This is a genomic window from Streptococcus mitis (genome assembly GCF_001281025.1).
Lineage (GTDB): Bacteria > Bacillota > Bacilli > Lactobacillales > Streptococcaceae > Streptococcus > Streptococcus mitis_AK.
This window is the reverse complement of record NZ_CP012646.1, coordinates 655,414-667,153: the sequence shown is the minus strand read 5'-3', so window position 1 is coordinate 667,153 and position 11,740 is coordinate 655,414. Positions and strand designations below refer to the sequence as shown.

Annotated in this window: 12 protein-coding genes; 2 read left to right on the top strand and 10 right to left on the bottom strand. The window is 38.2% G+C overall.

The features are described 5' to 3' along the window. Window positions 1-450: 450 nt before the first annotated feature. From RN80_RS09590 to RN80_RS03445, 5 genes are all read right to left on the bottom strand, one after another. Window positions 451-1,802 (bottom strand): IS3 family transposase gene (locus RN80_RS09590; protein ID WP_155455683.1). Its coding sequence is split into 2 segments (ribosomal slippage): window positions 451-1,361 and window positions 1,361-1,802, totalling 1,353 coding nucleotides; the frame shifts between segments, so codons are not numbered across the junction. 77 nt (window positions 1,803-1,879) lie between these two features. Beyond that, the gene (locus RN80_RS03465) at window positions 1,880-2,074 is read right to left on the bottom strand and encodes a hypothetical protein (RefSeq protein WP_000469564.1); all 195 of its coding nucleotides are present in this window, start codon (window positions 2,072-2,074) and stop codon (window positions 1,880-1,882) included. After that, complete coding sequence (locus tag RN80_RS03460; RefSeq protein ID WP_001220782.1) at window positions 2,055-2,387, bottom strand: hypothetical protein; 333 nt, start codon at window positions 2,385-2,387, stop codon at window positions 2,055-2,057. Before RN80_RS03460 ends, RN80_RS03465 begins: the two co-directional genes overlap by 20 nt. Window positions 2,388-2,746: 359 nt before the next feature. Next, window positions 2,747-3,586: a phage replisome organizer N-terminal domain-containing protein gene (locus RN80_RS03450; protein ID WP_060627515.1), complete on the bottom strand. Its 840-nt coding sequence runs from the start codon at window positions 3,584-3,586 to the stop codon at window positions 2,747-2,749. An 8-nt stretch (window positions 3,587-3,594) separates the two neighbouring features. Further along, complete coding sequence (locus tag RN80_RS03445; RefSeq protein ID WP_000005472.1) at window positions 3,595-3,876, bottom strand: hypothetical protein; 282 nt, start codon at window positions 3,874-3,876, stop codon at window positions 3,595-3,597. Between the two features lie 147 nt (window positions 3,877-4,023). Between RN80_RS03445 and RN80_RS03440 the strand changes: the two genes are divergently transcribed. Next, the gene (locus tag RN80_RS03440) at window positions 4,024-4,542 is read left to right on the top strand and encodes a helix-turn-helix domain-containing protein (RefSeq protein ID WP_000181350.1); all 519 of its coding nucleotides are present in this window, start codon (window positions 4,024-4,026) and stop codon (window positions 4,540-4,542) included. Between the two features lie 51 nt (window positions 4,543-4,593). Further along, window positions 4,594-5,748 (top strand): site-specific integrase, encoded by a 1,155-nt coding sequence (locus RN80_RS03435; protein WP_000022152.1) that lies wholly within the window; start codon window positions 4,594-4,596, stop codon window positions 5,746-5,748. Window positions 5,749-5,879: 131 nt separating this feature from the next. On the opposite strand, the gene rpsI is transcribed toward RN80_RS03435, so the two are convergent. The 5 genes from rpsI to pheT form a co-directional block, all read right to left on the bottom strand. Then, on the bottom strand, window positions 5,880-6,272 hold the full coding sequence (gene rpsI / locus RN80_RS03430) for a 30S ribosomal protein S9 (RefSeq protein WP_000075973.1): 393 nt from the start codon (window positions 6,270-6,272) through the stop codon (window positions 5,880-5,882). A gap of 18 nt (window positions 6,273-6,290) precedes the next feature. Then, window positions 6,291-6,737, bottom strand: coding sequence for a 50S ribosomal protein L13 (gene rplM, locus RN80_RS03425; RefSeq protein WP_001044624.1), 447 nt, complete (start codon window positions 6,735-6,737; stop codon window positions 6,291-6,293). Between the two features lie 215 nt (window positions 6,738-6,952). Beyond that, entirely contained in the window at window positions 6,953-8,152 is a 1,200-nt protein-coding gene (locus RN80_RS03420) for an ABC transporter permease (protein WP_060627512.1), read from the bottom strand. Next, on the bottom strand, window positions 8,149-9,042 hold the full coding sequence (locus RN80_RS03415; RefSeq protein ID WP_000895279.1) for an ABC transporter ATP-binding protein: 894 nt from the start codon (window positions 9,040-9,042) through the stop codon (window positions 8,149-8,151). The genes RN80_RS03420 and RN80_RS03415 overlap by 4 nt, the downstream gene beginning before the upstream one ends. Window positions 9,043-9,276: 234 nt before the next feature. Beyond that, on the bottom strand, window positions 9,277-11,682 hold the full coding sequence (gene pheT, locus RN80_RS03410; RefSeq protein WP_060627510.1) for a phenylalanine--tRNA ligase subunit beta: 2,406 nt from the start codon (window positions 11,680-11,682) through the stop codon (window positions 9,277-9,279). Window positions 11,683-11,740 lie beyond the last annotated feature (58 nt).

Below are 11,740 nucleotides of genomic sequence, written 5' to 3'. Positions count from 1 at the left end.
AATTATTCAAAATTACTCTACCCTTTTCTTCCATATTTTATTTTAATGGATTGAATCTAGAGTGGTAAACTGCAACTTCTAAAATATTGCTAGAAATTTATTTGAATTTCCCAATCAGTTTATTCATATTTTACTTCATTCCACTATAATTCTGTAGAGTATCTAGTATTGATACCGAAGCAGAGTCACAAAGTATTAATTAAATATATTTTTAAGTATAACTTAACATTACTCAAACCCACTATGAATACATTAAATTTATAAAATGTAAACTAGGTCCCCACTCCCAAATCTCTCCTCTAAAGAAACACCTTTTTACGTATACCGCTTAGCATAATTATTGAAAAATTCTATACTATTTATCGATTTAATACTTTATGAAATATTCAGAACCTAGATTGTCAAATTAAGTTAGATTTTGTACTGACCCCAAAAAGTTAGATAATTAATTTATCCAAAGGATTTAGTTCTGTATTGTACAGGGCTAAGTCCTTTTAGTTTTACCTTAATTCGTTTATTGTTGTAGTAATCAATATAGTCTACAATGGCTTGTTCCAATTGCTTAAGCGACTGAAACGACTTCTCATAACCATAAAACATTTCGGATTTTAAAATGCCAAAGAAGGACTCCATCATACCATTATCTGGGCTATTGCCCTTACGCGACATAGATGCTTTAATTCCCTTACCCTCTAGGAACCGATGATACGAATCGTGTTGGTATTGCCATCCTTGGTCACTATGAAGAACAGTATTCTCGTAGTGTTTCTCTGTGAAGGCCTGTTCCAACATCGTTTTTACTTGTTCTAAATTAGGAGAACAAGAAAGATTAAAAGCAATAATTTCGCTGTTAAAGCCATCTAAAACAGGCGATAAATACAATTTCTGCGTGCTATTTGGAATGGCAAATTCTGTCACATCTGTGTAGCACTTTTCCATTGGTCTCGATGCTTCAAACTGGCGTTGAATGAGATTCTCTGCTTTCTTGCCAATCTCTCCTTGGTAGGAAGAATACTTTCGTCTCCGACGAATTCGAGCTATTAAACCAAGGAGCTTCATCAGACGTTGAACTTTCTTATGATTCACTACAAAACCACGATTTCTTAGTTCAAGAGTAACTCTCCGATAGCCATAATTTCCTTTATGGTCATTATAAATGGCATGAATTTCGGTTTTAAGCTCTTTATCTTTGTCAAGTCCATCTAGTTTCTTCAACTGATAGTAGTAAGTTGAGCGAGGTAAACGAGCCGCTTCAAGAAGTAAATCTAGTCGAAATCCTCCTGAAGCCATTTCTCTAATTGTCTCTGCCTTTCTTGCTGTATGGCTTCGTCCCTGTCTTCCAGCTCTTTTAACTTTTTTAAGTAAGCAACCTCGGTACGTAAGCGTTCATTCTCCTCTTGGAGTCGCTCTAGTTCTGTCATTTCCTTCCAAGTTTTCTTCCGTTTACGTCCCATTTTAGGTACTCTCCCTCTTGTTTTCTCAACAATAGTATACCCGTTTTTCCTGTATTGTGCTAGCCAATTAAGAAGTATCGTACGACTTGGGAGGCCGTATTCAAGAGAAACTCTATCTTTAGTCCAGCCTTCATGTAAGACTTTATGAATCATTTCTTGTTTTAAATCAGGAGAATAGTAACGATTTTTCCCTTTTTTGACGAACTCTATTCCGTAACGATCAATCAATTTAATCATGTACCTAATATTAGAATTGTTTATCCCAAATTTATTTGAAAGCTTCTCCAAGCTATAGCCTTGTTTTCTAAGTTCATAGATCTGAACTTTATCATCATAAGTTAATTTCATAATAAAAACACCCCAAAAGTTAGATTTTTTCTGTCTAACTTTTGGGGTGCAGTTCAAAAATTTTTAACAGCGTTTCCTTATTTTAAAATTCTCATATGTCTTTCTTTTTTATGGTTAGCATCATAGTATTCCAGCATCGCATGATACAAACGAGCCTTCGTTTTATCTTGTTGTTTAATTCCATGAAGAAATAATTCTGCTCGCTTTAATTTCAATATGTATTCACATATCTGATCAAAATCCTTATCCATATTACTTTTGAAAATAAACATCTTTTTCCTCCATCACATCAACTATTTTTTGCATCAAAATAGACATATCCATTTTGTTTTCATAGCTTATTCTCCCAACTACAGTTGCAAGACGGGCTATAGAATTGATATTCTTTCCGACTTGTTCCAACTCTTCTGTTAAAGGAACTAAACCTTCAAAAGAGACTTTTTGGATGTTCAAATCTGTTCGTATTAATTTTTGTCTAGCAAACTCAGAAAAATTACGAATATTTTCCTTCCTCATACAATCATTTAATTTTTTATTTTCTTCTTCCGTCAAAAACACCTGTTTCAACACAGATTTTATTCTCATGGTCCTATCACCTCGTTTTCTTATTTAGTCGTTTTACAAGTTCTTTCACTTGTTTACTTGTCTTCTTTTCATATTCTATCATCAGCTCAACGCAGTAGTGAAATATCCTTACATTATCCAAATCCTCACTTTGTTCTGCTATTCTTTCTAACTGACGTAAGTTATTGATAATTCTTCTAACTTGAAATATAAAGTCATGATAAGATTCAAAATCAAATTGAAGATAAATAGGCGAGCTCTTAAATAACATTTTTCTGGCATAAGAGGAAAAACTTAGATGATTTGTCATTTCAATCAAGTTATTCACTATTTCATTTTGCTCCTCAGTGATGTAACATTTCTTTAGAACAGTCCTATATCTACTCATTTATCATATACTTCTTTCGGGCATTTTCATGGGCAATAGCTTTGCACTCCAGCATACGTTCCTGCTTTAAATTCTCCATAGACTTAAATAAATACGCCAAAGGAGACGTCGCATCCTCAGGAATCCGTTCAATCATGCTAATGACTTCATCACTAGTTACATACCCACTAGCCAAATACTTGCCTATCTTCATCTTCTGAGCATGTGTTAAAGTGTAATTGTTAGGATACAAAAATCTATCATTGTACTTATAAGAAATGGATTCTAACAAAGAATAATATTTGGGTGGAATATAAGTTTCAGGCTTTCTAGAACTATTATCCAGTATATTCTCAATCTCTTTCTTATTCTTACTCTTGTTCTTAATCTCTTGCGTTACATTATCATTTTCATCCGTTACTGTAACGTTACAGTCTAAAACGAGTTGTGGCTCGCCTGTAATTAGTGCTTTTTGTTTTTGTCTATGACGAGCAACACGTTCCCTAGTTTGTTTTCTAATCTTTTCTAGTCCATCTATATTCTGATGTTTCTCCCATTTTGGAATGGTAATAGCGCCATCTATGATTTCTATCATGCCAAATTCTTCAAACATGCTGAGAGCTAATTTTACAGATGTAGCCTTTCGCCTAAACACTGTTGAAAGCATCTCTTCTGTGTAATAAACCTTGTTCCCTAGACTTAATATGCCACTATTATTTTGCTTTCCTGCAAGCACCAGAATTTTAAACCATATTACAATAAGAGTATCTCCTTCTGGCATTGATTCTATTAGCTGAATTTTTTCATCATCAAATATATCTGTTGTTATCTTGATCCACTGAACACCATTCATACGAGTACCTATCTTTCATATTGCTTCAACCATCGTGTTACTGCTCTTTTATCGTATAAAGTCACTCCATCAATCACCATGGTTGGCATTCCTTCTTTCGTCCATTTTTGGATTGTTGTCGTAGATACATCTAACCACCTAGACAAACCTGACATACGAACCATAGGTTTATAAAGTTCTTTATCTTCAAATACTCTTGCTACAGCATTTGAAATCATCTCATCATAGTGAGCACGTAATTGCTTCTCTAATTCTTTAGGAAGCTGGACAACTAAAGTAGTTTCCGACATAAATTCACACCTCATTTCTAAATTAAATAAGCTCCGAAACCATTTAATTTGTTATTCATTTTGAATTATATATCCTTTTTGAATTTTTGTCAAGCTTTTTTATTCAAAAAGAATAAAATGTGTTATAATGATAAAAAGGAGGTTCTTATGACGAATCATATTACTAAACTGATAGAAAATAGCGGAAAAAAATTGACAGAAATTAGCGAAGCTACAAATATAGCCTATCCTACACTTTCTGGATACAATCAAGGAATCCGCAAACCTAAAAAAGATAATGCTGAAAAATTGGCAAAATACTTTAATGTTTCCGTCGCTTACATTATGGGACTTGATAGCAACCCACACGCTCCATCAAATCTTAAAATTGTTACAGATAGTTTCAAAACATCTAAAATTGGTTCTGTGACACCTTTTAAAAGCGATATGGAGAAGTTAAAGAAGAGCATCGAATTTGGCGAAAGGGCATTAACACTACCACTTGATGATAGTTTTTCAGATGAATTTCGTCATATATTCTCAGAATATCTAGCTGAGAAAAACAAACGTTTTATGTCTGAGTTTATAGATTATATGAATCACCAAAATAAAGATTCTAAAGTTTGGCAGAGCTGGATTAAAACAGACGAATACGCTATCCGCCAAGAAGATAGAAAAAATAGATAGACACTCATTTCTCAATTACATAAGCTCCGAAAACTTAGATACGGAGAAAAAATGTCTATACACAAATACAAAACAAAAAAAGGAATCCTATACTATGTCAGCTTTTACATTGGCTTAGATGCTTATGGAAAGAAAAAAAGGCACTTAAAGAGAGGGTTCAAAACCAAAAAAGAGGCAAAATTGTACGAAGCTCGTTTAGAAGCTGGTGTCGTTGCCCCCACAGTAAGTACCGACAAACCTAACCCCAAAGTCACTTATAAAGAACTTTATCAAGAATGGTTTAATGCCTATGTTGGTACCGTTGAAGAAACAACTTCTTCCCAAACTAAGAATATCTATCGAATACATATTCTACCAATATTTGGCGATAAATTTATTGACCAAATCAGTCCTTTAGACTGTCAAAACTTTATTACACAAAAATCTCAGACTTTCAAAAATATCAAACAGATAAAATCCTATACCTCAAAAATTTTTGATTTTGCAATCAACATGAACTACATTGATCGAAATCCAATGAAGAATGTTATCATGCCTAAAATCAAAAAAACTAGATCAGATAATTTTTGGTCACTGGAGGAATTACATCATTTCCTTGATATAGTGAAAGAAACCGAGCCATTTAAACATTTTGCTTTATTTAGACTGCTTGCATTTAGTGGACTACGAAAAGGGGAGTTATACGCTTTAAAATGGGCTGATATTAACTTTGACAGCAATCTATTGAACATAGATAAAAGTCTAGGAAGAATTGACGGTAAAGCGATTGAAAAGAGCACAAAGAATGAATCTTCAGTTCGTACAATCTATCTTGATGATGAGACAATCGATATTATTAAGCAATGGAGAAATTTCTATCTGAAAGAACAATCTCAGCTTCCTCTTACAAAGCTGAATATTAGTGATGAATATATGTTCTCTTACATATCAAGTAATGACAAAATTGAACCTTTGCATGCTGATTACATTAATAACGTACTGAATCGAATTATTAAAAAGCATAAATTAAAACCAATTAGCCCACATGGGTTTAGACATACACATGCAACACTTATGTCTGAAATTGGAATCGATCCTTCTAATACATCAAAACGTCTCGGTCATGCAAGCAGTCAGGTGACATTAGATGTCTATACTCACACCACAAAAACTGGTGAGAAAAACTCTATTGACAAATTTGCAGACTATCTCAATAAAGCAAAATAAATCATGATTTTAAAAATTTAGAAGAGGTTATCAGAAGGTTATCACAAAGCTATTTGAGCTCAAAAATCGACAAAAAAGCACTTTGCAAAATTTTTGCAAAGTGCTTTGAAACGTTGATATAATCGTGTTGATTAACGTTTTGAGAATTGTGATGCTTTACGAGCTTTCTTAAGACCTGGTTTCTTACGTTCAACTTTACGTGAGTCACGTGTAAGAAGTCCTGCGCGTTTCAATGAATCGCGGAAGTCTGGGTCTACTTGAAGAAGGGCACGAGCGATACCGTGACGGATAGCTCCTGATTGACCAGCGTATCCACCACCTACAACGTTAACGAAAACGTCGTATGAACCTACAGTTGAAGTAACTGCGAACGGTTGGTTGATGACAAGACGAAGGTCAGCGTGTGGGATGTACTCTTCAACATCTTTTTTGTTAACAGTGATTTTACCAGTTCCTGGAACAAGGCGAACGCGTGCAACAGCGTTTTTACGACGTCCAGTACCTGCATATTGTGCTTGTGACATACTTTATTGTTCCTTTCCTTAGATAAGTCCTGAAATATCAAGAACTTCTGGTTGTTGTGCAGCGTGAGTGTGCTCAGCTCCAACAAATACTTTCAACTTCATACCTTGAGCGCGTCCAAGAGTATTGTGTGGAAGCATACCTTTAACTGATTTCTCAATCAAACGTACTGCATTTTTAGAACGAAGTTCACCTGCAGAGATTTGTTTCAATCCACCTGGGTGGTTTGAGTGAGTGTAGTAGATTTTATCAGTTGCTTTTTTACCAGTCAATTTAACTTTTTCAGCATTGATAACAATTACAAAGTCACCTGTATCAGTGTGTGGTGTAAATGTTGGTTTGTTTTTTCCGCGAAGTACGCTAGCAACTACTGCAGAAAGACGTCCAAGTGGTACATCAGTTGCGTCAACTACGTACCATTTACGTTCAACTTGGCCTGGTTTAGCCATAAATGTTGTTTTGTTCATGATTTCTCCTATATATAGTTCGATTTTTGTTTACGGTGATGGGTGTTCCTTCCCATCGAAAAGTATTTGGAAGGTTCCGGGGCCTTTCAAATGGGGTAAACAATACCGCCTACTATCATACCAAATTTCACCCCTAAAAGTCAATAGATATGAAAAATATTTTTCTAAATTCCACTCTTTTTGTCTCTAAAAAACCTCGCTTTCGCGAGGCTCTTCTATTTATAAGATAAGGCACGTTTAAAGGTTTTCCAAGGACCTAAATCATCTGTCTGCAAAACGAGACTAGCATACATACGTCCGATAAAGACTGTTGCAGTTACTGCAAAAGCAATCGTAATCGCAAGCGAAATCCAAGCTTCTAACCCATTTGCATAGCCATTAATGGCTCTAAATGGCATGAAGAAGGTCGAAATAAAGGGAATATATGAACCAATCTTCAAGATGAGATTGTCACCAGCTGCACCTAGAGCTGTCACTCCAAAAAAACCACCTATAATCAAAATCATCAAAGGCGACAAGGCTTTTCCTGAGTCCTCAGGACGAGAAACCATAGAACCTAGGAAGGCTGCTAAAACAACGTACATAAAGAGGCTAACCAAGACAAACAATAAGGTGTTGAGCGAGAAAGCCTCTCCTATATGGTTTAAAATACCAGATTGTGCCAAGATTGGTAGGTCTTTAAAGAGAAGAATGGCAGCAAGTCCACCCACGACGTAAATGCCAATATGGGTCAAAATCACAAGAAGCAGAGCCAGCATGCGAGCGTAGAAATAATGACTAGCTCGGATACTAGAGAAGACCACCTCCATGATTTTGGTTCCTTTCTCGCTAGCCACTTCCTGAGCAGTGACACTAGCATAGGTAATCAAAATCATATAAAGGAAGAAACCAAGCCCTGCGGCCGCAATGGTTTGAACAATTTTTTTATTTTCCTTAGATTCATCAATCTTCTCAGTAAAATCAACGGTTTGACTCAGGCGTTTTTCCTGTTCTTGAGACAAATTAGCTGCCGAACGATTGAGTTGGTATTGCAGTTCGTTGAGCTTATTGGTTACTGCTAGCTTGATGCCTGTTTCAAGAGAAGTTTCACCATGATAGACGGCCTTGAGGACACTGTCCTCTTGGTCAATGGTTAGGTATCCCTTGATTTTCTCATCTTTGATAGCAGCTTGGGCACTGGCTTCATCCTGATAATCAAAATTGAGACCATTGCTACCCTTGAGCCCATCTTCCACAGATGGCACAGTTGTTACTACTGCTATCTTACTATTCTTGGCCATAGAAGACCCTTGGAGATAACCAATTCCTACAGATAAGGCTAAAAAGAGGAACGGCGAAATCACCATAAAGAAGAAACTCCACGATTTGACATGTCGAAGATAGGTTTCCTTGATTACAACCCACATATTTCTCATACTTCCACCCCTGATTCTAGTTTAAAGATTTCATCGATTGTTGGCGCTTGCTGGTCAAAGGTTGCGATATATTGCCCTTGAGTCAAGATTGGGAAAAGTTCCCTTCCAGCACTCTCATCCTCTAAGATCAATTTCCAACTGCCTTGCTTGGTCAAGCTCACCTGTTTGACATGAGGAAGTTTTTCCAATTCTTCCTTGCTTCGTTCACTTGAAACAAAGAGACGCGTTTTCCCGTATTGGTTGCGGACATCCTGAACTGGTCCATGCAAGACCACACGACCATCTCGAATCATCAAAATATCATCACAAAGTTCCTCGACATTGGTCATGACATGATCAGAAAAGATAATGGTTGCCCCACGTTCTTTTTCTTGAAAAATGACTTGCTTGAGCAATTCTGTATTGACTGGGTCCAATCCACTGAAAGGCTCATCCAAGATAATCAAGTCTGGTTCATGAATCAGAGTAATGATGAGCTGAATCTTCTGTTGATTTCCTTTTGACAGACTCTTGATTTTATCTGTCAGCTTCCCTTTCACTTCCAACCTCTTCATCCATTGAGGGAGTTTTTCCTTGATTTCCTTAGCATCCATGCCCTTTAGAGTCGCCAAATAACGAACTTGTTCAAGGACTGTCAATTTAGGCATGAGACTGCGTTCTTCAGGTAGATAGCCAATCCGAGCGTAGGTCTCCTGACGAATATCCTGACCATCCAGACTAATTTCTCCTTGATATTCTAAAAACTTCAAAATACTGTGGAAAATCGTTGTTTTCCCAGCACCGTTTTTCCCGACTAATCCCAAAATACGACCTGGTCGCGCTTGAAAGTCAATACCAAACAAAACTTGCTTGGGTCCAAAACTTTTCTCTAGACTTCTTACTTCTAGCATCTTTCACCTCCGAAATGTCTTGCACTCATTATACTCCTTTTTGATAGCCTTTACAATGATTTTTGTCCATTTTATCATCCTCATTTTAGTAAAAAATCTTAGGGTACTTTGAGTTATGAATACATTATACACTGGTAAACTCCAATTTATCTTCTCTGTTCCTCAACTGTCTATTTTTGATCCTGAATTGTTATTTGAAAAGCAAAAATCCACCCCGAAGGATGGATTGATAAGTTAACGCATTTCTGCATTGACTTTTTCTTCAAGAGACGCTTGGATTTTTTCCATGTAGCGTGCGACTTCTTCGTCCGTTAAGCTGTCTTCTGGATTTTGGAAGGTCAAGCTATAGGCCATTGACTTCATACCAAGTCCCAATTTTTCACCTGAGAAGACGTCAAAGAGTTTGATATCTGTCAAACGTTTCACGCCGGCAGCTTGGATAGCGTCCACAACTTCTTGGTGAGTCACTTCTGCCTTAAGGAGAAGGGCAACGTCACGGCTAACTGCTGGGAATTTGGTGATTTCCACAAATGGAGTAGCAGGTTGAAGGACCACTTCGATTGCTGAAAGGTTGAGCTCAGCTACATACGTTTCTGGAATATCGTAAGCCTTAGCAGTGACTGGATGCACTTGGCCAAGGAAACCAAGAACTTGGTCACCGAGTAAAATCATAGCTGTACGTCCTGGGTGGAGGCTAGCGATTTCAGATGTTGCCGTATAGGTTACTTGGAGGCCCAAACGAGCAAAGAGGGCCTCAAGGATTCCTTTAGCATAGAAGAAATCAACTGGAACTGCTGCTGTTTGGAAATCTTTTTCAGCAACCAAGCCTGTCAAGGCAAAGGCAAAGCTATTAATCTCATTTGGAAGTTCTTCTTTTGGATTGCCTGTTTGTTCAAAGACTTTTCCGATCTCGTAAAGGGCCAAGTTTTTGTTCTTACGAGCCACGTTGTAGGCAACAGTATCAAGAATACCTGAGATCATATTTTGACGGAGGACAGAACGGTCCACTGTCATTGGCCACATGAGTTCAGTAAGGTTACTTGGTTGAGCCGTAAACTCAACTGCTTTTTCAGGCGTTGTCAGAGCGTAGGTGATGATTTCTGTCAAACCTGCCCCTTCAGCAATGGTACGAACTTGACGGCGGAGTTTTTGTGTCGCAGTCAATTCACCAGCTGTTCCATCATCTTTTGGAAGACTAGTTGGCAAGCGGTCATAGCCATAGATACGAGCGATTTCTTCAAAGAGGTCTGCCTCGATAGTGATATCCCAGCGACGACGTGGGACGCTGACTGTAAAGCTGTCTGCATTGCCAGAAAGACCAAAGCCAAGACGACGGAAGACGTCTTCTACATCAGCGTATGAAAGCTCAGTTCCGAGGACACGGTTAACATCAGCAAGAGTTGAAGAAACTTCCACATCAGAAGTATCAAGTTCGCCCGCTGAAACGATACCTTTACGCACCGTCGCACCTGCAAGCTCTGCAATCATGCTAGCTGCCGCATCAAGAGCTTCGTTAACAGTTGCCACATTGATACCTTTTTCAAAGCGAGAAGATGACTCAGAACGAAGGTTGAGACGACCGCTTGTCTTACGGATAGATTTGCCATTGAATACTGCCGCTTCAAGGACAACACGACTAGACTTTTCAGAGATTTCTGTAGTTTGTCCACCCATGACACCTGCAAGAGCTACTGGTTTGTCTGCGACAGTGATGACTAGGTCATTCACGTCCAAGTCACGTTCTTCACCATCCAAGGTCACCAATTTTTCACCAGCACGCGCTTCACGCACACGGATGTCAGTCCCTTCAAAGGTATCCAAGTCAAAAGCATGCATTGGTTGACCAAAGTAAAGCAGGATGTAGTTGGTCACGTCCACTACGTTATTGATTGGACGGATTCCTTCATTCATGAGAAGGTTTTGCAACCATTGTGGACTTGGTGCGATAGTCACATTATCCAAGATACGAGCGGCATAGTAAGGCGCTTTGTCTGTCTCAATGCCCACAGAAAGAGCATCTGCTGCAGCTTGGTCAGTTTCTGAAAGAGTAAATTCTTTAAAGTTGACTGCCTTGTCATAGATAGCTGCCACTTCGTGAGTCACTCCACGCATAGAAAGGGCATCCGCACGGTTGGGTGTAATAGAAAGTTCGATGATTTCATCATCCAAGTCTAGATATGAGAAGACTTCCTCACCTGGAACGGCATTTTCTGGCAAGATTTGGATGCCATCTCCGAATTCCTTAGGTACAACTGAGTCAGAAATTCCCAATTCACCAAGTGAACAGATCATCCCAAGTGACTCAAGACCGCGGATTTTCCCTTTTTTGATCTTGTAATTGTCAGCGATGCGAGCTCCTGGAAGAGCCACCATAACCTTGATACCAGCACGCACATTTGGGGCACCACAAACGATTTGACGGGCTTCTTCTTCGCCAACGTTAACCTGACAAACATGGAGGTGAGTTTCTGGCACATCTTCGCAAGACAAGACCTCACCGACGACAATTTTTGAGAGACCAGCAGCAGGTGATTCGACACCTTCTACCTCGATCCCTGTAGTTGACATTTTTTCAGCCAACTCTTGTGATGGCACAGCAATGTCCACCAATTCTTTTAACCATTTATAAGATACAAGCATAATTTAGTTCTCCAGAATGACAGTTGCCACTCTGGTTCTTTTCCTTTCCTATCATTTC

Coding starts and splice junctions, on each gene's coding strand:
- RN80_RS03465 (WP_000469564.1), bottom strand. CDS start 2,074: ATGTTTATTTTCAAAAGTAATATGGATAAGGATTTTGATCAGATATGT.
- RN80_RS03460 (WP_001220782.1), bottom strand. CDS start 2,387: ATGAGAATAAAATCTGTGTTGAAACAGGTGTTTTTGACGGAAGAAGAA.
- RN80_RS03450 (WP_060627515.1), bottom strand. CDS start 3,586: ATGAATGGTGTTCAGTGGATCAAGATAACAACAGATATATTTGATGAT.
- RN80_RS03445 (WP_000005472.1), bottom strand. CDS start 3,876: ATGTCGGAAACTACTTTAGTTGTCCAGCTTCCTAAAGAATTAGAGAAG.
- RN80_RS03440 (WP_000181350.1), top strand. CDS start 4,024: ATGACGAATCATATTACTAAACTGATAGAAAATAGCGGAAAAAAATTG.
- RN80_RS03435 (WP_000022152.1), top strand. CDS start 4,594: ATGTCTATACACAAATACAAAACAAAAAAAGGAATCCTATACTATGTC.
- rpsI (WP_000075973.1), bottom strand. CDS start 6,272: ATGTCACAAGCACAATATGCAGGTACTGGACGTCGTAAAAACGCTGTT.
- rplM (WP_001044624.1), bottom strand. CDS start 6,737: ATGAACAAAACAACATTTATGGCTAAACCAGGCCAAGTTGAACGTAAA.
- RN80_RS03420 (WP_060627512.1), bottom strand. CDS start 8,152: ATGAGAAATATGTGGGTTGTAATCAAGGAAACCTATCTTCGACATGTC.
- RN80_RS03415 (WP_000895279.1), bottom strand. CDS start 9,042: ATGCTAGAAGTAAGAAGTCTAGAGAAAAGTTTTGGACCCAAGCAAGTT.
- pheT (WP_060627510.1), bottom strand. CDS start 11,682: ATGCTTGTATCTTATAAATGGTTAAAAGAATTGGTGGACATTGCTGTG.